18 protein-coding genes and 2 CRISPR repeat arrays are annotated in these 21,234 nt (G+C 69.9%); of the genes, 12 read left to right on the top strand and 6 right to left on the bottom strand.

The window, feature by feature from the left end:
* Positions 1 to 352: 352 nt before the first annotated feature.
* The 3 genes from ACWCP0_RS37290 to ACWCP0_RS37300 all read left to right on the top strand — a co-directional run bounded on the left by ACWCP0_RS37290 (position 353) and on the right by ACWCP0_RS37300 (position 2,311).
* Positions 353 to 1,576 (top strand): helix-turn-helix domain-containing protein, encoded by a 1,224-nt coding sequence (locus ACWCP0_RS37290; RefSeq protein WP_451083186.1) that lies wholly within the window; start codon positions 353 to 355, stop codon positions 1,574 to 1,576.
* 106 nt (positions 1,577 to 1,682) lie between these two features.
* Positions 1,683 to 2,120 (top strand): ATP-binding protein, encoded by a 438-nt coding sequence (locus ACWCP0_RS37295; protein ID WP_451083187.1) that lies wholly within the window; start codon positions 1,683 to 1,685, stop codon positions 2,118 to 2,120.
* Positions 2,117 to 2,311 carry a hypothetical protein gene (locus tag ACWCP0_RS37300; RefSeq protein WP_451083188.1) on the top strand — a complete coding sequence of 65 codons (195 nt, stop codon included), beginning with the start codon at positions 2,117 to 2,119 and terminating at the stop codon, positions 2,309 to 2,311. The genes ACWCP0_RS37295 and ACWCP0_RS37300 overlap by 4 nt, the downstream gene beginning before the upstream one ends.
* 392 nt (positions 2,312 to 2,703) lie before the next feature.
* Here ACWCP0_RS37300 and ACWCP0_RS37305 read toward each other — a convergent pair whose 3' ends face one another.
* A complete protein-coding gene (locus ACWCP0_RS37305; protein WP_451083189.1) occupies positions 2,704 to 3,408 on the bottom strand; it encodes a hypothetical protein in 705 nt (234 codons plus the stop codon).
* Between the two features lie 720 nt (positions 3,409 to 4,128).
* Positions 4,129 to 5,501: direct repeats of the CRISPR family, unit length 29 nt; unit sequence CGGAACACCCCCGCGTCGGCGGGGAGGAC.
* A gap of 186 nt (positions 5,502 to 5,687) precedes the next feature.
* Here ACWCP0_RS37305 and ACWCP0_RS37310 point away from each other — a divergent pair.
* The 8 genes from ACWCP0_RS37310 (at position 5,688) to cas2e (ending at position 14,893) form a co-directional block, all read left to right on the top strand.
* Positions 5,688 to 8,546 (top strand): HD domain-containing protein, encoded by a 2,859-nt coding sequence (locus ACWCP0_RS37310; RefSeq protein ID WP_451083190.1) that lies wholly within the window; start codon positions 5,688 to 5,690, stop codon positions 8,544 to 8,546.
* A 162-nt stretch (positions 8,547 to 8,708) separates the two neighbouring features.
* Positions 8,709 to 10,292 carry a type I-E CRISPR-associated protein Cse1/CasA gene (casA, locus tag ACWCP0_RS37315; protein ID WP_451083191.1) on the top strand — a complete coding sequence of 528 codons (1,584 nt, stop codon included), beginning with the start codon at positions 8,709 to 8,711 and terminating at the stop codon, positions 10,290 to 10,292.
* A gap of 106 nt (positions 10,293 to 10,398) precedes the next feature.
* Complete coding sequence (casB, locus tag ACWCP0_RS37320) at positions 10,399 to 11,049, top strand: type I-E CRISPR-associated protein Cse2/CasB (protein ID WP_451083192.1); 651 nt, start codon at positions 10,399 to 10,401, stop codon at positions 11,047 to 11,049.
* Entirely contained in the window at positions 11,049 to 12,179 is a 1,131-nt protein-coding gene (cas7e, locus tag ACWCP0_RS37325; protein ID WP_451083193.1) for a type I-E CRISPR-associated protein Cas7/Cse4/CasC, read from the top strand. Before casB ends, cas7e begins: the two co-directional genes overlap by 1 nt.
* A complete protein-coding gene (gene cas5e, locus ACWCP0_RS37330; protein ID WP_451083194.1) occupies positions 12,176 to 12,949 on the top strand; it encodes a type I-E CRISPR-associated protein Cas5/CasD in 774 nt (257 codons plus the stop codon). The genes cas7e and cas5e overlap by 4 nt, the downstream gene beginning before the upstream one ends.
* Positions 12,946 to 13,596: a type I-E CRISPR-associated protein Cas6/Cse3/CasE gene (gene cas6e, locus ACWCP0_RS37335; protein WP_451083195.1), complete on the top strand. Its 651-nt coding sequence runs from the start codon at positions 12,946 to 12,948 to the stop codon at positions 13,594 to 13,596. The genes cas5e and cas6e overlap by 4 nt, the downstream gene beginning before the upstream one ends.
* 56 nt (positions 13,597 to 13,652) lie before the next feature.
* Entirely contained in the window at positions 13,653 to 14,579 is a 927-nt protein-coding gene (gene cas1e, locus ACWCP0_RS37340) for a type I-E CRISPR-associated endonuclease Cas1e (RefSeq protein ID WP_451083203.1), read from the top strand.
* Positions 14,579 to 14,893: a type I-E CRISPR-associated endoribonuclease Cas2e gene (gene cas2e / locus ACWCP0_RS37345; protein ID WP_451083196.1), complete on the top strand. Its 315-nt coding sequence runs from the start codon at positions 14,579 to 14,581 to the stop codon at positions 14,891 to 14,893. The genes cas1e and cas2e overlap by 1 nt, the downstream gene beginning before the upstream one ends.
* Before the next feature lie 17 nt (positions 14,894 to 14,910).
* Positions 14,911 to 16,220: direct repeats of the CRISPR family, unit length 29 nt; unit sequence GTCCTCCCCGCCGACGCGGGGGTGTTCCG.
* A 297-nt stretch (positions 16,221 to 16,517) separates the two neighbouring features.
* Here cas2e and ACWCP0_RS37350 read toward each other — a convergent pair.
* The 5 genes from ACWCP0_RS37350 to ACWCP0_RS37370 form a co-directional block, all read right to left on the bottom strand.
* Complete coding sequence (locus tag ACWCP0_RS37350) at positions 16,518 to 17,105, bottom strand: hypothetical protein (protein ID WP_451083197.1); 588 nt, start codon at positions 17,103 to 17,105, stop codon at positions 16,518 to 16,520.
* 129 nt (positions 17,106 to 17,234) lie between these two features.
* Positions 17,235 to 17,666 carry a hypothetical protein gene (locus tag ACWCP0_RS37355; RefSeq protein ID WP_451083198.1) on the bottom strand — a complete coding sequence of 144 codons (432 nt, stop codon included), beginning with the start codon at positions 17,664 to 17,666 and terminating at the stop codon, positions 17,235 to 17,237.
* A 77-nt stretch (positions 17,667 to 17,743) separates the two neighbouring features.
* Positions 17,744 to 18,271, bottom strand: coding sequence for a hypothetical protein (locus ACWCP0_RS37360; RefSeq protein ID WP_451083199.1), 528 nt, complete (start codon positions 18,269 to 18,271; stop codon positions 17,744 to 17,746).
* 126 nt (positions 18,272 to 18,397) lie between these two features.
* The gene (locus ACWCP0_RS37365) at positions 18,398 to 18,772 is read right to left on the bottom strand and encodes a hypothetical protein (protein ID WP_451083200.1); all 375 of its coding nucleotides are present in this window, start codon (positions 18,770 to 18,772) and stop codon (positions 18,398 to 18,400) included.
* Between the two features lie 145 nt (positions 18,773 to 18,917).
* Positions 18,918 to 20,009, bottom strand: a complete 1,092-nt coding sequence (locus tag ACWCP0_RS37370) for an ArdC family protein (protein ID WP_451083204.1) — start codon at positions 20,007 to 20,009, stop codon at positions 18,918 to 18,920.
* 447 nt (positions 20,010 to 20,456) lie between these two features.
* On the opposite strand from ACWCP0_RS37370, the gene ACWCP0_RS37375 reads away from it, so the two are divergent.
* A complete protein-coding gene (locus tag ACWCP0_RS37375) occupies positions 20,457 to 20,840 on the top strand; it encodes a hypothetical protein (RefSeq protein ID WP_451083201.1) in 384 nt (127 codons plus the stop codon).
* Positions 20,841 to 21,234: the final 394 nt, after the last annotated feature.

Consider the following 21,234-nt stretch of genomic DNA (forward strand, 5'->3'; position numbering starts at 1 on the left):
GGGGAGAATGGCTTCGTTCGTCTCTTCCGCTGCAAAGAGGTCATCGGCGTCCGGGGCGTAGGCCGGGGGGTGCCGCGGTGTGGGAGATCGAGCAGCTGGGGCTGTTCGCCGAGGAGGCCGTACCGGCGCCCCGGGCGGCTAGCAAGCCGGGTGGGCCGCAGCGCTGGGGGTCGCTGAAGTCCAGCGGCCGCCGGGGCTTTTCGTGTCGGTGCCGGTATCTGGGAGTCGACCACGCGCCTGCCCTCGGGCAACGCCAAGGGCCCGCCTTCACGGGGGGAGTGTGGGCCGAAGCGTGCCCCGGGCGCGCCGGCACGGGTAGCGTCCTGAGTGCGACGTCAGAACGGAGTCCATCATGGCGTATGACGCTGAAAATGGTCCGCACACGTTCGGCCAGCGGGTCCGGCGAGCACGTGAACGGAAAGGGCAGACACGGCCGGTCCTTGCCGGTCTCGTCGGCCGTAGCACGGAATGGGTCAAGGCCATTGAGAGCGGTCGCCTCAGCATGCCCCGTCTCCCCCTCCTCCTACGCCTGGCGGAAGCGCTCGGCGTGGACGATCTCGCGTCCCTCACGGGAGATGAACGTCTGACGGCCGCCACATTCAGCAAGGCGGCGCACTCCTCACTGCTGCGAGTGAAGGAGGCGCTGACGAACTACGACGTGCTGGCCCGCGACGAGGAACCCGCGCCGGCGGCAGCTCTCGCGGCGCGAGTCCAGCAGACGTGGCAGGCCTGGCACGGCTTCGGTGACCACCGCTCCCGCGTAGCCGACGTCCTTCCGGCACTGCTGGCGGACCTCAGGCACGGCGCCCGGGCGCACGAGGGAGCCGAGCGTCGGCGGGTCCAGGTGAGCCTCGCGCAGGCCTACCACCTTGCGCAGCTGTACCTCAGCTTCCAGCCCGCGCCGGAACTCGTGATGCTCACCGGCGACCGGTCCATGACAATCGCTCAGGACGCCGACAGTCCGCACGCCATCGCCGCCTCAGCGTGGTACCTCAACCACGTTTTCCGCGACGCCGGGGAACGGCACGATGCCCGCGTCGAACTGGCGATGACGTCCATCAAGCTGCTCGACCCGGACCGCGGACCCGAGGACATCGCCCTCGGCGGTCTGCTGCACCTGGCCGCCGCCCTGTCGTACGCGAAGGTCGGGCAGAAGGGGAACGCCGAACGGCACTGGGACAAGGCCGACGAGGCCGCCCGCCGTCTCGGCGACGGCTACGCGCACCCCTGGCTGGTCTTCGGCCGAGACATGGTCGACGCGTACGCGATCACCATGAACACCGATCTCATCCGGTCGGGCGCGGCCGTCGACGCGGCGACGCACATCGACCTCGGCACCATGCCGTCAGCCACCCGGCGGTCGTTCCACATCATCGAAACGGCACGCGCGTACAGCCTGGAGGGCGAGTCCGTCGCGGTCGTACACCTGCTGAAGAAGGCGTACGCGGCCAGCCCGGAGACGGCCCGCTTCAACCTCTTCGCCCGGGGAGCGGTCGCAGAGTTGGCGGACAGCGGCAGCGCCATCATCCGCGACGATGCGCGGGGCCTCGCGCGCCAACTGGGTGTCGCCGCGTAGAGGTACAACTTGTACCCCTCGGGGAGGGGGTAGCGACTGTACCTGCCGCTACCCCCTCCGGCATTTACGGTCGTGCTTCGACCCACCACCGACCCGAGGTCTGGCGATGCCCGGCATGACCGCAGTACGAGCCCGCAGCACGGGGTACCCCGGCTACAACGTGACGAAGCCGCGCACGCCGGAGACAGCAGCGAAGGCCCGGCGCCTGGCGCGCGCGGCGCTGTACGCATGGGGCCTGGACGACGCGGCAGAGACGGCAGCGCTGCTGCTGTCGGAACTGGTCGCGAACGCGGTCCGGCACGCCCACGGCCCTTCGGTCCGCATTGTCGTCGACCGTCCCGCCGACGATCGGGTCTATGTGGCCGTGGTCGACCGGGCACCCCGGCGGTTCCCGGAAATGCGCGCCCTGGATCCGGACACCGTCCATGGGCGCGGCCTGATCCTGATCGAGGAGCTCGCCGATCGATGGGGCTATGACCTGATGGGTAGCCGACAGCGACCGTGGGGTAAGCGTGTATGGGCTGAAGTGAAGGTGGGCGGATGACCACGAGCGACGAGTCGCCGGGGGTCGGTGACGAGGTGATGGAGGGCAGCCTTCGAGCGATCGTCACCGACGTCCGAGGTGGCATCGTGTGGCTGCGGGCCACCGGGCGGGTGGAATGGCCGGCGGAGGACCCGAAGCGGCTGAAAGTGAGGCGGACCCGCGCCGAACTGATCGCTGCTGGGGATCTGTGAGGACCCGCCGCAGGAACGGGCTGTATCCCGCCACGAACCCCGCTGCCCGCGCCACCCCCGTCGCGGGCGGCGGTCGGAAGCGGTGCCCCGGAACCCGACCCGTCATGGGTTCTGGGGCACCGCTACGCCCGCAGCCGGTCCGGCAGTCCGGCGCGGTGTACGGCATTGGCGAGCCACGGTATCCGTCTCAGGACCTGCAGGTTCAATGGCCTGAACCGCATCGTCGTCCAGTTCGAGGATCTGGACGATGTACGGCAGCCAGTAGACCGGCCTCGCGCTTGCCGGCCATTGCCTCCGGGAGGCGGCAAGGCCAGCGGTGAGCGGCGCCGTGGAGGGCCAGGTAGTCGACGCCCAGCATTCGTCCGCACGTCATGTGCGCTGGGGGCTTCTGGCTAGCTGTCGGAGGTGGCGCGGCTGAGTTGGTTGCGGGCTTCCTTTACGGCGCGCTCCCACTTCCAGGCCGGCTCGTTGTGCCGGGCTGCGAGTTCGGCGGCGACACCTCGGCGGTAGCCGCCGATCTCGCGCAGGTGTGCCAGCGCGGTGGCGATGCGCTGTTCTGTCTGTGGCTGGCGCTCGCGGGGCTGCGGGCCGGGCGGCCGTCCTGCGGCGCCGGTGACGTCTCCGGTGCGCTTGCGGTCGAAGTCCCGCAGGTCGCCGCGGCGGAAGGCGGGGATCTGACGGCCGGTGGGGCCTTCGACGGTTCCTACCGGTTCCGGGAAGTAGTCGGGGTTGGCCTTGAGGTACTTGCGGATGACACCAGGGCCGGCGAAGTTGAACCACTCTGCGGCCTGGTTGATGGAGATCCGGTCCTCGGCGTCTCCGTCGTACAGCGCCGGGTCAGTGGGGAGCAGTTTCTGCTTCTTGCGTTCCTGCAGGCCGGCGTAGAAGGCCTCGAACTGCTCCTTGTCGTAGAAGTCGACCCGCTCGATGGTGACAGCCTTTTCCGGGTGGCGGGCGTCCTCGGGCTGCTCGGCGCGCCTGGTGTACCAGAGGTTGACCGTGACCCTGCTGGCGCCGGTCTGCTCGGCCATCCAGTCGCGGTTGACCACGGCGCGGCCGTCGACGATGCGCTTCTGGGGACTGGGCTGCTTGGCCAAGACGGGACCTCCGGTGTCTGGGATACGGGCAACCTGCTCGTACGAGCGGGTTGCCCGTACACTGGAGGCACTCCTTCCAATTGGTGGGTTGGAGTACCAGTGGCCGGTGGGACATTCGGTCGGGGTTGCCGCCCTGGGCCGACACCCTTGGGGGTGTTCCCCGCCGGCCATCTTTGCGTGTGCAGCCGGCCTCACGACCGACGGTTATAATAGTGCGCGCTTCTTGGGTGGGGTGTCAACCGAGGCGCCCCGCACGCCTCCGCTCGCATCGCTGCAGCGGGGGAGTGCTGGCGATCTGCGATCACTGCTGGGGCCCGTGCCCTTGCTCACGCTCGAGCTCAAGGCCCGAGACGCTCATGCGCGGCGCGATCCACGCGGTTGTGAAGGCCGCGCCGTTGCGGGTCCTTGCTCGCTCTCGGCTGCCAACCAGCGCCGGCGGACAGTGCCGGCCGGATCCTCTGTCGCGCAGATCGCAGGGTCTCCCGCGGGGGCGGGGCGGGGACGCCGGGTCAGGGGTGCTGCCGGCCGGGCGCGGAAGCGAGCATCAAGGGGCGCGCAGGCCTTTTCGTACGTCGGCGGTCCGGGCGAGGGTGTGGTCGCCTTGGCGGCCGGTGGAGCCTTTTGCGCGCCCAGGCGCTGACGTCTCCAGCGAGGCCTGTAGTTCCCGCTGCTGAGGCTCTTTGGTACTCCCTCGCCCTGCCAGGGGACAGGTGCGTCCTCCGGAACACCCCCGCGTCGGCGGGGAGGACGGGCGCCGAAACCCGCCGCGGATACATGAGCACGGAACACCCCCGCGTCGGCGGGGAGGACGGCCTGCCGGGCGTACCCGAGGACCACCCACGCGGAACACCCCCGCGTCGGCGGGGAGGACGCGGGCGGCTGGGGGTTCGTTGCCAGCCACACCGGAACACCCCCGCGTCGGCGGGGAGGACGAACGCCGGGTCCGACTCGGTGATCGCGTTACCGGAACACCCCCGCGTCGGCGGGGAGGACTCGTTCGCAGGGGCGGCAGATGTACCGGCCGGCGGAACACCCCCGCGTCGGCGGGGAGGACACCTGGTCCATCTACACGCTCCTCACCGTCGTCGGAACACCCCCGCGTCGGCGGGGAGGACCACCCGAGGTACACCGCGCCGCTGGTGAGCTGCGGAACACCCCCGCGTCGGCGGGGAGGACTGAGCGACCGCCGCTTTGGTCTGCGCTTCTGACGGAACACCCCCGCGTCGGCGGGGAGGACGAAGCCACCGGATCCGATTGGATCTTCTCGACCGGAACACCCCCGCGTCGGCGGGGAGGACCTGGGTCTCGGGGTGGTCGTGCTCCTCCTCCGCGGAACACCCCCGCGTCGGCGGGGAGGACCTGATGACTGCCGCACTGAGGGATCGCAGGATCGGAACACCCCCCGCGTCGGCGGGGAGGACACTCGTACACCCAGCCGCAGCCACAGCCGTGACGGAACACCCCCGCGTCGGCGGGGAGGACGTCGGCGGCTGGGTCATCATCCCGGCCGCCTGCGGAACACCCCCGCGTCGGCGGGGAGGACCACAGCGAAGAGGCAGGGCCAGCCACGCGCGCCGGAACACCCCCGCGTCGGCGGGGAGGACCAGCAAGCCGACCTCGGTCTCTTGACCCCCTTCGGAACACCCCCGCGTCGGCGGGGAGGACCCAGAGTCCGGAAACGGCCATGGCTAAACCGTCGGAACACCCCCGCGTCGGCGGGGAGGACGGCGGCGGCGATGATCGCACCGTAGGGGCCCACGGAACACCCCCGCGTCGGCGGGGAGGACAGGAAGAAGTTGCGGTTCCACTCGGCGCTGTACGGAACACCCCCGCGTCGGCGGGGAGGACGGCCGGTTCGGTCGGCGCTTCGGGGGTCTCGGCGGAACACCCCCGCGTCGGCGGGGAGGACTCAGGGTGTTCGCGGCCCTGGATGCGCTGACACGGAACACCCCCGCGTCGGCGGGGAGGACGCTCCACCGCGGTGGGCAGATGGTCGTGCTCGACGGAACACCCCCGCGTCGGCGGGGAGGACCCCGAGCAATCCAAGCCGCCGTCTCTCAAGGACGGAACACCCCCGCGTCGGCGGGGAGGACACTTCCTGACCTGCATCTTAGCGATGGCATTGCCGTGCCTTTACCAAAGCAGAGGCAACCGGAGACGGAGAGCGCGTCAGCACGGGACCACCGTACCCGCTGAGGTCGGCAGGGCGTTGTCAGCGGGCTGTGCTTCGATCCAGCGCAGGGGTGCCGCGGAGGGCGCGGTGCGTTGGGGGGATGGTCATGTCTGGTGTAGCCCGGGAGATTCCCGACCAGTCGGTGTGGGGCAAGTCGAGAGGGCTGGATCCTGAGCTGCCTCCGTATCCGCTGGTGCGGCACTTGATCGATACAGCAGCGATGGCTCTGCACATCTGGGATGTGTATCTGTCGGGCAATCAGCGGCGGAGTATCGCTTGGGGGATGGGGTTCGAGGAGGAACCGGAGCGGGCGCGCGCCGTGGTCGCGCTGTGTGCCGGATTGCATGACCTCGGTAAGGTCTCAGGTTTTCAGTTCTGCTCTCATCGTGCTCGCGTTCATCTGAGTGCCACGTTCCTGTCCGAACAGGGAGCCCTCGGCAGCGAGCGGCTCGGCCACGACGTGGCCGGGATGCGAGCAGTGTCGGCTGTCCTGGGGGCTCTGGGTTTCGAGGACGACGCCGGCGAGTTGGCGAAGGCCGCGGAGCGAGTCGCGGAGATCGTCGGCGGTCACCACGGACGATTTCACCGCAACGAGTTCCACGGCGACCCGCCGTTCTTGGGCGGCCCGGCTTGGATGCGGCAGCGTGAGGCCCACGCCGCTGCCGTACACGAGCTGCTGGGCTCGCCACAGGCGCCAGGTGCATTCAAGGCGCCGGCCGCGGTGCTGGTGACCGGGGTGGTGATCCTGGCGGACTGGTTGGTGAGTCAGGAGGAGTACCTGTGCCGCCGCCAGAAGGCCCTGGAAGTCTCTTTGGAGGCGCACTTCGTGCAGTCGCAGGCGGACGCCGCGATGCTGCTGGCCGAAGCCGGGTTGGCCCCGGTGGATCTGGAACGCAAGGGATTCTCGCAGGCGTACGGCATCAAGGGGCTGCCAAATCCCTTGCAGTCGTCGGTGATGGAGGAATTGCCGGACGCGGTGGGTGACGGGGGCCGTGGCGGCATATTGCTGGTGACGGCTGCGCCTGGGGACGGCAAGAGCGAGACGGCGCTGGAGGCCGAGCGGGTCCTGTCCGAGGCGTTCGGTAGGCGGGGATTCGCGTTCCTGTTGCCGACGATGGCGACGAGTGATCAGATGTACGGGCGGGTCGCCTCGACGCTTCAGCGGCAGGCGGGTCAGGGTGCGGGACTGACGCTCACCCATAGCATGGCTTGGCTGAGCAGCGCATATTCCGAGAGCGATCTCGAAGCCGGGCAACGGGTGTTGGCCGGTGACGGTGACGAGGAGAGCGGGGCCGGTGGGCGGCGTGCCGAGGCGGACATGCGCCCCCGGCAGTGGCTGCGCGGTGCGAAGCGGCCCTTGCTGGCGCAGTTCACGGTCGGCACGGTCGATCAGGCGCTGATGTCGGTGCTGCCGGTGCGGCACAATGCGCTGCGGCTGCTGGCTCTGTCGGGCAAGACGTTCATCGTCGACGAGGCGCACGCGTACGACCCTTACATGCAGGTGCTGCTGGGCCGGTTGCTGAACTGGCTCGGCTGGTATGGGGTTCCGGTGGTCCTGCTGTCGGCGACGCTGCCCCGGTCGGTCAGTGACCGGCTGATCAAGGAGTATCTGCAGGGTGCCGGGCATGGGAAGAAGTCGTTGCGGGGGCGAATGTTTCCGGCGCCCTATCCGGGCTGGCTGTACGTGGACGGTGCGTCGGGGCGGGCTACGGAGATCTCGAAGCCTCGGCAGCTGGAGCAGGCAGCCGAGCGGAGCATGGAGCTGCGCGTGCGGGTGGAGCCGGTGGTTCACGGTGGGCGCGGGGGTTCACGGGATCGGCTGGCTGTCGTCGAGGGCTTGCTGGAGCCGGTGGTGCGGGGGGAGGGGGGCTGCGCGCTGGTGGTCTGCAACACCGTGGGCGACGCGCAGGAGACGTATACGAGGCTGCGAGAGAGGTTCGACGACCGGTCCCACGCCGAGGGCGGCGGTGTGCAGTTGCTGCACGCGCGGTTCCCGGGCGACGTTCGGGAGTCGCGGACGGCCGGGGTGACGGACGGGATGGGGCGCCGCGGGCCGCGTCCCGAGCGGCGGATCGTGGTGGCGACGCAGGTCGTCGAGCAGTCGCTCGATCTGGATGCCGACATCGTCATCAGCGACCTGGCTCCGCTGGCGCTGCTGCTGCAGCGGGCCGGCCGGTGCTGGCGGCACGAGAACTGGTGGGCTCGGCACGGTCGTCCGGGCGGGCGTGAGCGCCCCGGTTGGGCGCGGGAGCCGCAGTTGGTCGTCCTCGACCCGCTGGCGGACGGGGGCGGCGTCCCGCGGCAGTGGGGTGAGGTGTACGCCGAGTTCCTGCTGACCGAGACCTCGAAGACGCTGGGCAAACTGGCCGCGGGGGTGATCTCGATTCCCGGCGACGTACAGGACCTGGTCGAGGCCGTGCACGGGGACCGGCCTGACCTGTTCGACTGGGAGAACCCCGACGCGAGGCGATCGGCCGCCTGGAACGCGTATCGGGGCAAGGAGCTGGCGGAGCAGGGCGTGGCGGGAGTGGTCGCCATCCCGGCGGCTCGGAGCGTGCGCCATCTGCACGACCTGCACCACCTGCCCGGCAGCGAGGACGAGTGGGAGCTCACCACCCGGTTGGGTGCGGATTCCGTGCGGCTGCTGTGCGCGTACAGGCAGGAGAACGGCCGACTCACCCTCGACCTCGCAGGTGAGGAACCGCTGCCCGACCCCGGCCAGGGAGAAAAAGTGCCTTCCGCCGCGGTGCGGGCCGTGATGCGCCGCACCATCCCGGTCCGCGCGGACTGGTTCGGAGCCGAGGACGCGGAGACCCTCAGCCCGCCGCCTTCCTGGACAGACCACCCGATGCTGGGCGACCTCCGTGTTCTGCACCAGCCCGTGCGCGACGGGCAGCCGCAGGCCGTGGCTGTCGGCGGCAAGTCGCTCGTCCTGGAAGGCGACTTGGGACTGGTGCGCCGCTGAGCGGCTGGGGGCCTGGGCGGCTGTGCCGGATACGACGAGTTGGGGTCCGGTTGTCAGTGGCTGGTGCTTGAATGCCCGGAACGATGCCAGACGCGTTCGGCTGGGGGGTCGCGCCATGTCTGGGCGTCGTAGCGATGAATGCGCGAACAAGGGGGTTTGCCCGTGAGTGGGGGGTTCGATCTGCGGGACGAGCCGTGGATCCCGGTGCGGTTGCTGACGGGTGAGTCGGCTCGCGTCGGGTTCCGGGGGCTGTTTGCGCGGGCGCACGAGATCGAGGATCTGGAGTTGCCGGTGCCGCCGGCGGCGTCGGGCCTGCTGCGGATCCTGGCGGCGATGACGGCCCGGATCGCGCAGGATGCGGGTGTCCGGCTCGACGATAGGGACGCGGCGGAGGAGATCGAGGAGTGGGACGCGTTGCGCGGCCGGGTGCTGGCGCAGGGGCGGTTCGACTCGGACGCCGTGGACGCGTACTTCGACAAGGAGGTGCCGGAGGGACGCTTCGACCTGTTCGACGACAACCGGCCGTTCCTGCAGGACCCGCGGCTGGTCCGGGAGTGCGTCGACACGAAGGGGGCGCCCAACCCGTCGGGGGTGAACAAGCTGGTCCTCGGGCGTCCCACGGGCGTCAACGGAGCGGTGTTGTTCGGGCACTTCACGGACACGGATCCGGTGCCGGTCCCTGCCGTCGAGGCGGTCTGGCACCTGGTCGCCCAGCTGTACTTCGGGCCGTCTGGGCAGTGCACGCCGCGAAGGATCACCGAGCAGCGGGCAGGGAGCACCGACGCGGCTCCGCTGCGCAAGTCCGTCTCGTACTTCCCGTGGGCGCCGACGCTGTTCGCCGGCCTGGTCCTTGCCATGCCCAGCCCGCAGGACGCTGTCGACACGGAGACGGAGGACGCCTGCCCGTGGGAGGAGGAGCTGCCGGACCCGCTGCGGCCGCTCGCCCCTATGACCTGGCCCGGACGCATGCTCACCGGGCGGTTCCGGCACGCGGTGCTGCTGGTTCCGTCCGCGGATCGCCGTTCGGTGGTCGACGCCTACATCACATGGTCCACGCACGAGCCGCCGCACGAGGTGCGCGACCCGTTTCTGATCCTCGACCGGCGCAAGGACGGGGGATTCCAGGCCCGGGAGGCAGACGGCGCGCGGGCCCTGTGGCGGGATGTCGACGCCCTGCTGCTGGCCGACAGCTTGCAGGACGCGCTCAGGCCGCCCGCCCTGGAGGGGCTGCCGAAGCGGCTGCTGACGACCCTGCGCGTGCGGGCGTATGGCTTCGAGCAGGACGGCCAGCAGAAGGACAGCGTCTGGTTCCAGGCCACGACTCCGCCCGTGCTGCGCTGGCAGGAGGAGACGGAGCCAGCGATGGCCCACCACCTGGCCCGCTGTCACCGGGTCGGTGAGGATGCCGGCAGCAGACTCGAGTTCGCCGCCAAGGTGGCGTGGAAGATCGCCACCGATGTGAACACGGACCTGTCGCCCAAAGCAAAGGTGAAGATCGACCCCCGCAAGCCGGGCCCGTGGGCCGCCGCTGCGCTCACCCGCTACTGGCCTGCCGCTGAGAAGGAGTTCTGGCGGCTGGCCGCGCCCAACCGTCTCAGCTCCCCGGTCGAGCAGCCATTTGTCGATGCGGCGCTGGCCGCGCTCGATGAGGCGATCGGGCAGGCCAACCGCGCCGATATCCGCGTGGCGCGCGCCCGCAGCCGGGCCCGGGCGATCATCCGCGGTCTTCTCCCTCCGGCCCACTGATTGTTCCTCCGCCCCATCTGAGCCTCGTCGTACGTCTCGGCACATCACCGGCCCGCCGTTCGGCGGTGCCCTACCCATCCCTTCAACTCCCCCTGGGGGATGTCCCATGACCACTTCCGCGCCGGCGGCTGCTCAGCCGCCGACCAAACCTGTACGCCCGTCCGACGCCTTCGTCGCCTACGTCCTCGATCTGTGCGAGAGCAAGAAGGCCCAGGCCGACCTGCGGACCGGTCTCGGGCTACCGGTCGAGCGCTGCAACTACCTGCACCGCTACCTCGTCCCGCGCCTGTCCGAGCGCGCCGACCCCGACACCAAGCGGGCCCACTACGCGGTGGCCGCTCTGATCGCCGCCCGGCCGCGCTCCGCCCGCGAGGCCACGGCTCAGCACGCCAAGGGAGCCGGGGCGCCCGCGAACTGGTACGTGCGGCCGAATCTGGGCGCCGCACTGGCCGAGGGCGCACGCAAGGGCGTGCTCAAGCCCGACTCCGCCGAGGGCGACCTGCATCTCATGGCCCGACAGAGCAGCGAGGCGATCCACCCGAGGCTTCCGGCGCTGACCCGGCAACTGCTGACCGGCGGCGTCGTCATCGACTGGGCGGTCCTGCTGGAGGACCTCTCCTGGTGGAACCGCAACCGCGACGGCATCGCCACCCGCTGGCTGGAGAGCTACTTCCGCGTCAGCTACGCCGACGACGGCCCCGCGAGCGGCTCCGACACCGAAGACCAGACCCCGAAGAGCAGCGAGGAGAACAACTGATGTCCCTCTACCTGGACCTGAGCGCCCTGCAGTCGGTACCCGCCGCGAACCTGAACCGCGACGACCTCGGCTCGCCCAAGCAGGTGCGATACGGCAACGCACCGAGAATCCGTGTCTCCAGCCAGTCCTGGAAGCGGGTGATCCGGCACGGTGTCGAGCAGGACCTCGGCGAAAAGGCCGCCCGCACCCGCATGGTCCCGGTGAGGGTAAAGCAGGCTCTGAAGCAGGTCGGCTGGCCCGATGAGCTGGCCGCATTCGCCGGGGCACAGGTCGCCGCCAGCGCCGGCAAGAAGGGCATCGGCACGGAGAAGCAGGGACACACCTCGGTACTGCTGTTCCTGCCCGAGACCGCCATCGACGAGCTGGCCGCCGTCTGCGCCGAGCACCGCGAGGCACTGGAGAAGTCCCAGGGAAAGAAGAACCCCGGGCAGCTGCTGCCCCCGGACCGGATCGAGGAAATCCTCAAGCGACGCACCGCATCGATCAGCCTGCTCGGACGGATGCTGGCCGAGCTCCCGGACGCCAACGTGGACGGTGCCGCGCAGGTGGCACACGCCTTCACCACGCACGCCGCCGAGCCGCAGCGCGACTACTTCACCGCCGTCGACGACTGGCTCGGTGAGGCGGAGACCGGCAGCGGGCACCTGGACACTGCCGAGTTCAGCGCCGGCGTCTTCTACCGCTTCGCGACGGTCAACATCACCGACCTGGTGAAGAACCTGGAGGGCGACACGAAAGCGGCCCGCACGGTGCTGGGTTCGTTCGCCGAGCACTTCCTCCTCTCGCTGCCGCAGGCCAAGCGCACCAGCACCGCCCCGCACACCCTGCCCGACCTCGCCTACCTCGCCGTCCGCGAGCACCGCCCCCTCTCGATGGCCGCCGCGTTCGAGGCACCGGTGACCGCGGACGTGCTCGGCGGCTTCGCCAAGCCGTCGCGGTCCGCGCTCGCCTCGTACGCGCACAACATCAACCGACTGACAGGCGACGACCGCCATCGGCCCTTCCACGGCCACGCCACCATCGCCCCGCAGGAACAGCTCGCCGAGCTCGGCGGCGCCCACGACTCGTACGGCGACCTGATCGAAACCGCCTTGGAGGCCGCTCTGCCCGAGGCCGGAGAGCAGCAGTGAGCGGACTGTTGCTGCGCCTGGCCGGCCCGCTGCAGTCGTGGGGCGAGCGCTCGGCGTTCACCGCCGTGCGGGACACCGCGCCATTCCCCACCCGCTCCGCCCTGACCGGGCTGTTCGCCGCGGCCGAGGGCATCGGCCGCGGCGGCGGGCTCGACCGGTACGAAGGCCTGGAGTTCACCGTCCGCGTCGACCGGCCGGGGATGCGGCTGGTCGACTACCACACCGTCGGCGGCGGCCTGCCCAAGGCGCGCACCGCCGCCACCAGCGGCGGCAGCAACAAGGGCGCAGCAGTGATCACCCGCCGCCACTACCTGACCGACGCGGTGTTCGTCGTCGCCGTCGTCGGCCCCGACGAGGACATCACCCGCCTCGCCGACGCCCTGCGCCGCCCGTACTGGGCGCCCTACCTGGGCCGCCGCTCCTGCGTCCCGGACGAGCCCTTCCTGCTGCGCGACCACGTCCAGGACCCGGAGGAAGAACTGCGCACCCGCGTGCCCGTGAGCCAGACACCCCCGGACGACGACCGCGATCTCACCGTCGACTTCCTGTACGAGCGGATGCCGACCGACGTGGCCGAGGCGGACGTCGACGTCCTCACCGCCAACGACACCCCGGTCGACTTCGCCCAGCACGCCCGCAGCCACACCACACGCCGCCTGTACCGGACAGCAAGGACCGTCCCGAACGGCCTGGCCACGCCGCACCACACCCTGATGCAGCAACTCATCGACTACGCCCTCGACAAGAACACCGAGGAAGGCGCCGCATGACCGACCACGCGGTGATCGCCCGCATCCACCTCAACCCGCACAGCCGGGCCGTCCAGCGTGACCTGCGGGACGCGACCCAGATGCACCGCACCGTGATGCGCATGGTCCCCGACTCCCTCGGCGACTCGCCCCGCCACAAAGCCGGGCTCCTCTACCGGCTCGACGAGACCAACGACTCCAGCACCCTGCTCGTCCAGGCCGCACAACTCGACCCCACCCTGCTGCCCAGCGGATACGGCCACGCTGACGTCAAGAGCCTGGCCCCCATGTTCAACGCGCTCCGCAAGGGGCTCGCCGTCCGCTACCGCATCGTCCTCAACCCCTCCAAACGCGAACGCCTATCACTGGCGGAGAAGGGCCAGCGCGGCCGCGTGGTCCCGCTCTCGGGGCCGGACGCCGACACATGGTGGCAGCGCCGCGCCACCGAGGCGGGCCTGCAACTCCACGTCCTCACCCCGACCAACCTGGACGCGGTCCGCCCCCGCGGCAAGGACACCCCACCCATGCGCCACAGCCTGCTGCGCTACGACGGAACCGCGACCGTCACCGACCCGGCGGCCCTCACCGACGCCGTCCTGACCGGCATCGGCCGCGGCAAGCCGTACGGAGCGGGCCTGCTCAGCCTCGCCCCGGCGACCACCGCGTGAGCGCACCCAGACGGGGCGGCGATGCGCGCAAACGCCTCGCCGCCCCCACCCTCGCCATGCTCCCCCGCATCGCGGACTCCCTGTCCTTCCTCTACCTGGACATGGTCCGCGTCGTCCAGGACGACACCGGCGTCTGCGCCCAGATCGACGTCGGCGGCGGCCGCACCGACCTCGTCTACCTCCCCACCGCGTCGCTGTCCTGCCTGCTCCTCGGCCCCGGCGTGTCCATCACCACACCCGCCCTGAACACCCTCGCCCGCCACGGCACCACCGTCGTCTCCACCGGCTCGGGCGGGGTGCGCGCGTACGCCGGAATCCTGCCCGACTCCCTCACCACCCATTGGCTCGAACAACAGGTCAACACCTGGGCCGACCCCGTCCGCCGCCTCGATGTCGCCATCCGCATGTACGCCATGCGCTTCGGCGACGCTGAGATACCCGACGGCGTCACGCTCGACCAACTGCGCGGCATGGAAGGCCAGCGCATGAAGGCCCTCTACAAGATCCTCGCCCAGCAGCACGGTATCGGACGGTTCCGCCGCAACTACCACCCCGACCAGTGGCAGGCCCAAGACCCCGTCAACCTTGCCCTCTCCGCCGCGAACACCTGCCTGTACGGCATCGTCCATGTCGCCCTGCTCGCCCTCGGCCTCTCTCCCGCCCTCGGCTTCGTCCACGCCGGCACCCAGCACGCCTTCGTCTACGACATCGCCGACCTCTACAAAGCCGAGACCACCCTGCCCGTCGCCTTCGCCCTCCACCAATCCACCAACCCCGACCAGGAAGCCCGCCGCCGCTTCCGCGAGGAACTCCGACTCCTACGCCTCCTGCCCCGCATCGTCCGCGACGTCCAGGCCCTCCTCACACCGGACCCCGACACCGAGGACCGCTCCGAGCGGCGCGACGTCGACATGGTCCACCTGTGGGACCCCAAGACCGGCGCCCTACCCGCCGGGGTCAACTACGCGACAGGCACCACCTGATGCCCTCCATGTTCGTCATCGCCACCACCGCCGTCCCCGACCACCTCCGCGGCGCCCTCTCCCGCTGGGCCAGCGAAGTCGTCCCCGGAATCTTCGTCGGCACCGTCTCCGCCCGCGTACGCGACGAACTCTGGACCACCGTCAGCGAAACCGTCGGCGACGGTGCCGCCCTCCTCGTCCACCCCGCCCCCACCGAACAGGGCTACACCATCCGCACAGCTGGCACCCGCCGCCGCGTCCCCATCGACTTCGACGGCCTCACCCTCATCCGCATGACAGCCCCACCGGCAAAGCAATTGCAAAGCCCTCCTTGAGCTGCAGGTCAGAAAGGGTCCTCCCCGCCGACGCGGGGGTGTTCCGCCCTGTGCCACCGCCGGTTCTACCCCGAACAGGTCCTCCCCGCCGACGCGGGGGTGTTCCGTGGCCCCAAGAACAGCGGAAGCGCTGGACCGTGTCCTCCCCGCCGACGCGGGGGTGTTCCGGTTGCATGGGGTTGCAATGCATGATGTCTGCCGTCCTCCCCGCCGACGCGGGGGTGTTCCGTGGCCCCAAGAACAGCGGAAGCGCTGGACCGTGTCCTCCCCGCCGACGCGGGGGTGTTCCGGAGGCTTACCAGCTCGCCATCCGCCAGCGGAAGTCCTCCCCGCCGACGCGGGGGTGTTCCGTCAGCGGCCAGTTCGTCGCCGATGCCGCGTAGGTCCTCCCCGCCGACGCGGGGGTGTTCCGTTTCTGGGGGCCTTGGATACGGCGGAGTCCGGGTCCTCCCCGCCGACGCGGGGGTGTTCCGAACCAGTGAGCAAGATTGTCACATCCGCCGTCGTCCTCCCCGCCGACGCGGGGGTGTTCCGCGTTCTCCCGCTACCTGGAGACCGCGCCCACCGTCCTCCCCGCCGACGCGGGGGTGTTCCGGTGTGCACCCCCGGCTCGAGCTGGCACCAGATGTCCTCCCCGCCGACGCGGGGGTGTTCCGGTCGCGATGGGCGGCGGCAAAGACGCGGACGTGCCCTCCCCGCCGACGCGGGGGTGTTCCGGCTGCCTTCGACCAATACTGCGTGGTCTGGACGTCCTCCCCGCCGACGCGGGGGTGTTCCGATCAAAGGTTCCTGCTCCGCATGACCGGCCGCGTCCTCCCCGCCGACGCGGGGGTGTTCCGTCCATCTGGGCGCGGAGGGCCGCGTCGTCCTGGTCCTCCCCGCCGACGCGGGGGTGTTCCGACCATCTGTCGCGCCAGCATGCACGCGAACACGTCCTCCCCGCCGACGCGGGGGTGTTCCGGTCAACGTAGCCAAACTCGACACGGCCCACATGTCCTCCCCGCCGACGCGGGGGTGTTCCGACGGCGAAGAACGCTTTCAAGCGCATCGAGGCGTCCTCCCCGCCGACGCGGGGGTGTTCCGGTGGCGAGGAGTTCGCGGAGAGCAGTGATGGCGTCCTCCCCGCCGACGCGGGGGTGTTCCGACGGCGAGGATGCTGAGGCCGGCGATCGAGTGGTCCTCCCCGCCGACGCGGGGGTGTTCCGGTTGCATGAGGTTGCAACTACAGCCGTGTCGGGTCCTCCCCGCCGACGCGGGGGTGTTCCGTTCGAGGCGATCGCCTTCCCGATCCCGAAGACGTCCTCCCCGCCGACGCGGGGGTGTTCCGCATGCTGGCCACAGTGCTCGACGACCTCGTGGGTCCTCCCCGCCGATGCGGGGTGTTCCGCCCTCCAACACACCCGCTCCGCCGCCTCGACGTCCTCCCCGCCGATGCGGGCTTCCTGGTGGGTTGGAGCGCCAGCGGAGCAGGGTGGGTCCGCTCGGTGGCGGTTGGGGTGGGGTGCGTCCGCCGAGCCTAGCCGGGCCGGTGGGCGCACCGGTGGTTGGTGCGCGTTGCCGGGCGTTCAGCCGACCGGCGGTGCGGGCTCCGGTGCTGGGTCCTGCACCGGGATTGATGGGTGGCTTACGCGGCTTCGTGCTCCTTGATCCACTGGTGAGCGATGCGGGGTGCGATCGCTTCGTAGACGGTGCGCTGGGTGTCGCGGTCCACCACGCAATGGGTGTAGGGGCCGGGGTTCATCACGCTGCCGCGCGGGGCGTGGCGGGCTGTGTAGTAGCGCCCGTGGTTGCCGTCCATGTGGGTGCGGATCCGGTTGACCTGTACGGCGTGCTTGCCATGGTGGTTGGTGTACCGGTACCAGCCGCGCAGGCCGTAGGCGGCGGCGTAGGCGTCGAGTCGGGACGCGTGCCAGGGGCGGTCTGCCGCTGGGGCGGCGGTCTCGGCGGCGGCGAGTGCGTCCAGCACCGCGGCGTGAATGCTGGCGTGCCACGCGCGCACGCCGCGGCCGGTGGTCTGAATCCGGGCGGCGCGTCGGGCCGCCCTGTTGGCCGAGGCGCGGGCGCTGGCTTCAAGGTGGGCTGTCATGCCGGCGCCGTCCCATGGGCTGATGTCGCGCAGGGGTTCGGCGGCGGGTGGTGGTCCGTCGGGTATGCCGGTCGGATCCGACAGGTCCGGGACGGGTGCGATCGGGGGGACCCCGTCGTGCGTCATGTGACTCCCTCGGCTGCGGCGGGGGCGGCCGTTGGGCCTGCCGCCCCCGCGCGGGTGGTGGGTGGGAGCTGCCGGGCCGGGGGGTGCCGCCCCATTTGGCCCGACAGCTGTATTTCTACTCTCTTGTGGTTAAGTGCGGGTCACCAGCGGGATCCCGGGTTGATAGCTGGTGTCGGGCTCGGGGGAGATGGGGTCGCCGGTCAGGGCGTCGGTGCAGAATGCGGAGAACACTTCGGCTTCGGTGAGCGGGAGCGGCCACCCGTCCTGGGTCTTCCAGCCGCGCACGACGCTGCCCCCGTTGGTGCGGTACGTCCGCGAGACCAGTCCGCCTCCCGTTGCCATGGCGGCGGCAAGCAGGATGGTGAATACGCGCGCGTCGTCCACGGGCGCGGATGCGGTGGGCGGCCCCGGTTCGGTGCGGTCCACCTCGACCTGCAAGCACGCGACGACCATCTGTCCGTCGGCGCCTTCGGCGCAGCATGTCAGGTGGTGGCTGCCTTGTCCCAGCGCGGTCAGCAGGGCCTCGAACGCCGCGTACGCGCGGTGCATGTGACTGCTCATGATTTCTCTTTCTCCTCCGGGATGGTGAGCTGGGCCGGGGTGGCGCGGGTTGCCGCCCGCGCCACCCCGGAAAGCGGTCAGGCCGTGAGCCGCTGCCTGCGGTTCTCGCGGACGTGCGCGATGCGCTCCGCCTCGGCCTCCTCCTCGAAGTGCCGCAGTCCGCGCGCGAGCATGTCCAGCGGGTCCTCGGCGACCGTCACGGCGGCGTGGCAGAGGGCTGCCAGGAACTCGATGACGTCGCCGGTCTGGGCGTCGGCGGTCTGCACCATGACGGCGCCGCGCTCTTCGCCGGTCTGCAGCCCATACACGTGCCATGCGCCGCTGATCAGCACATCGGCGAAGTCGGCACCATCCATGTGGTGGAGCACATCAGCCACGACGTCAGTCAGCCGCTGCGCCGCTTCCGTCAGGTCCGCCTCGGCCTGCTCGGCGAGAGTGACCGTGTCGCCCGTAACGCGGGCGCCGTGGTCGGCCGCGGCCTTGGCCATGCTCGCGATGCCCTCGGCGCTGACCGGCGGCTGCTCCTTCGCGGTGCGGGTGTACTCGTCCAGTGCGGCCGCTCCCCGGCGGGCCCGCTCCGAGTTCGGGATGTCCTTGATTTCCACGGGTGCTCCTCTGTTGGTGGGTTGTACTGCTGGTCCGGGGGAGTTGCCACCCCTCCCGAACCAACGGTCATAATCATACTCTCTTGATTGGGTGCGGGCAACCTGCCCGCGCCCTGTGACGGCGGGTCACATGTAACCGATGCCGTGCCGCTCGCCGTTGCATGAGCATTCGCACGACGCGCGACGGGCGTTGACGCACCTGCCGTTGCAGACCTTCTCCGCGTTGTACTTGGCCTGGAGAGTCTCGCCCCACAGCGGGGCACTGTGGTCGGGGCAGATCAATCCGTTGTGCTCCCACACTGTCCGCTGCGACGGCTCCATCGGGATGGCAAGCCAATGGGCCGGGTGCTGCTGGCCGGACGCGTCCAGCAGATAGGGCACCTCGTAGCGCTTGGAACGGGTCTGGGAGATCCGGCGGGTAGCGGTGTGGGAGCGCTGGTCACGCACGATCGTGTGGCGGCAACCCTTGCGACGGCACTTCCAAAAGACTCGAACGGGCACGGCGGCACTCCTTGGATATCTCGTGGGCCGGGGCGGGTCCGCCGGCTGCGCGCACTGCCGTCGCGCCGGCGTCTGCCGGGGCGCTCGCGGGGCGCCTCCTTGCGGGAAGGGGCCGGGGCCCGGCTGACCAGGCCCCGGCGGGTACTCAGTGCTTGGGCTGGGCCTCGGTGTCGCCGGTCGGCGCGACGGCGGCCAGGATGGTCCGGGCGGCGGTCATCACGCGGTTACCGGCGGCCTTGATGGTGTCGCGGACTTCCTCGGGGGTGTTGCCTGCCCACCCGGCCACATACGGCACGGAGACGGCGGCGGAGTCCATACCGAACACTCCGGCCACGATGTACGCCACCGACTCGGCCTCGGTCTCCATACGGCCCCGGTGCCGCTTGTACTCCTCGTAGTCGGCCACGTGCTCACACACGATGTGCGCAACCTCGTGGCCGAGAGTCTTGGTGGCGTGCGCGTTCTCCAACTCGTCACTTACGTGCACTGTGCGCGTGGCGGGCTCGGTGTACCCGTTGGCCGGGGCGGTGCTTCTGCGCTCAAGGGCGTACCCGAGCGTCTCGGTGTACTGGGCGAGTTGGTCCCACATCTGCGCGGGAGCATCACCGGTGAGCCTCGGCACGGATACAGGATCGGGCTTACCGTCCATGCGGTCCGTCTGAGAGACGTCGAACACCTTGACCGGCCGATAGAACACCCTGGGCCGGTTGTTGTCGTCCTCACTGGGCTCATCGCTGCCAGGAGCCGACTCGGTCTCCTGCGCACGGGCGGTCATCGGGGCGAGAATCCAGATGGCACGCTCCCCACCGCGCACCTGGCGGCCCCGCTTCTGCCACTCGCGGTACCCGGCAACCTGCGAGGCGTGCGGGCACTGCTGAAGGATGAGCATCATGTTCCGGAAGCTGTACCGGTGGAAGTGAACGGCACCATTCAGCATCTCTCGCCACGCGTCACTGCCCGCAAGTTCGGATACCGCCGCGTCGAACGTTTCTTTAAGCTCGGCAACCCGTCCTTCCTGCTTTTCCGCACGCTCCTGCGGAGTGCTCGACCGGCGATTACGGGTTTTCGTGGCTGCCACGTTGTTCCTCCTGGTGGGTTGTACGCCGGGGGAGGTTGCCGCCTCACCCCATTGCCCTACAGTCATAATCGTACTCTCTTTGGGGGGGACGACAACGCCACCCCACACATTCACCCGCAACATCCCCAGCACTATCCCTCGCAACATCCCCCGTACCATCAACACTGCGGCACCAGAGTTCCCCCAGCTCACGCACCCTGTTTCCCGTGGTGAGTGCCCCGACTTCCCCTCGTCTGCTGCCTCTTCTTGTCCTGGGTGTTAATGATGGTGGCTGGGGGTGCGGCTGGGCGGCGGTCCTCGGGTCTGTGCCATCGCTGCGCGGGCTTGAGTGCGCGTCAGCATGGCTGCCGCGCAGGGGACTGTGTGTGGGCGGAGCCATGGTGGGATGGTCTTTTCGGGGGCCGAGGACGGCCACTTTTTGAATTGCTGTCAAATTGCCTGCGGTGGCGTGTGGGTGCGTTTACCTGGACCATTGGGAACCCTTGATCCCGGGTCCTCGGTCGGCCGGTCAGCGTGCACTCCATCACTCCTCGGCGGTGAGTACCACCAGCTCCAGACTATATCTAGACTCTATTTTGAAGCACGCATCGGTCGTACACTCTCTCCATGACACACTCTTGGTATGTGCTGCTGGAAGAGCAGACCGTTGAATCGAAGCGCATCGAGTCCCACGTTCTCGAGCTGCACCAGTGGAGGCTGACCTCTAGTCGGCACATCGAAGGAGACAGGGAAGAAGCCGAGCAGGCGGCGAAGGACCTGGCCGTCCACTACATACCGTCAAGGATGCAAAGACCCAGTCTGCCTGAGGACCGCCCTGCCCGAGCCGTCTTCCGGTCCAGTGACGGCGCATACCTGGTCACCCTTGATGACGGCCGCTACGAGGGGGAGCACCGCCTCCGCATCACAGTGGCCGAGCTCATCCACACAGCGGAGCGGGTCGTAGGATCACGAGAGAGTGTGGGGAAGCAGATCCGCAGACTCTTCAGCTGACACCAACTCAATCCTCGCCCAGCACACAGCCCCTCCGAGCACCCCACCCCCTAGCCAGCCTGAGGCCGCGTCAGCGGCCTCCAGAGGCCTGGAGGCGAAGCCGGAAGGCCCCAGGGGCGGGGGAGCGCAGCGGACCCGCCCACAACGGACCGCAACGCGGCCCGTATCGGCCCTGGAGCGAAGCGGAGGGGCCGGCCTCGGCGAAGCCGAGGCGCGGTGAGCGAAGCGAACCGCAACTCCCCAGCGAAGCTGGGGAGTTCGCAACCCGCAGAGCGGGTTGCGAACCACCTTGCGAAGCAAGGTGGTTCGCTTGCACATCGCTAGGGAATTCAACCCGGGTCAAAACCCGGACAACAAGGTTTTACTGGGTTTGCGTCTTGTGGTTGTGGTTGGG

The organism is Streptomyces sp. NPDC001970 (assembly GCF_053594115.1).

Bases quoted from the DNA above. Each gene is read 5' to 3' on its own strand.
- cas2e (WP_451083196.1), top strand. From the start codon at position 14,579: ATGCCCTCCATGTTCGTCATCGCCACCACCGCCGTCCCCGACCACCTC.
- ACWCP0_RS37310 (WP_451083190.1), top strand. From the start codon at position 5,688: ATGTCTGGTGTAGCCCGGGAGATTCCCGACCAGTCGGTGTGGGGCAAG.
- ACWCP0_RS37300 (WP_451083188.1), top strand. From the start codon at position 2,117: ATGACCACGAGCGACGAGTCGCCGGGGGTCGGTGACGAGGTGATGGAG.
- ACWCP0_RS37290 (WP_451083186.1), top strand. From the start codon at position 353: ATGGCGTATGACGCTGAAAATGGTCCGCACACGTTCGGCCAGCGGGTC.
- cas7e (WP_451083193.1), top strand. From the start codon at position 11,049: ATGTCCCTCTACCTGGACCTGAGCGCCCTGCAGTCGGTACCCGCCGCG.
- ACWCP0_RS37350 (WP_451083197.1), bottom strand. From the start codon at position 17,105: ATGACGCACGACGGGGTCCCCCCGATCGCACCCGTCCCGGACCTGTCG.
- cas6e (WP_451083195.1), top strand. From the start codon at position 12,946: ATGACCGACCACGCGGTGATCGCCCGCATCCACCTCAACCCGCACAGC.
- cas1e (WP_451083203.1), top strand. From the start codon at position 13,653: ATGCTCCCCCGCATCGCGGACTCCCTGTCCTTCCTCTACCTGGACATG.
- ACWCP0_RS37375 (WP_451083201.1), top strand. From the start codon at position 20,457: ATGACACACTCTTGGTATGTGCTGCTGGAAGAGCAGACCGTTGAATCG.
- casB (WP_451083192.1), top strand. From the start codon at position 10,399: ATGACCACTTCCGCGCCGGCGGCTGCTCAGCCGCCGACCAAACCTGTA.
- ACWCP0_RS37370 (WP_451083204.1), bottom strand. From the start codon at position 20,009: ATGGTACGGGGGATGTTGCGAGGGATAGTGCTGGGGATGTTGCGGGTG.
- ACWCP0_RS37295 (WP_451083187.1), top strand. From the start codon at position 1,683: ATGCCCGGCATGACCGCAGTACGAGCCCGCAGCACGGGGTACCCCGGC.
- ACWCP0_RS37355 (WP_451083198.1), bottom strand. From the start codon at position 17,666: ATGAGCAGTCACATGCACCGCGCGTACGCGGCGTTCGAGGCCCTGCTG.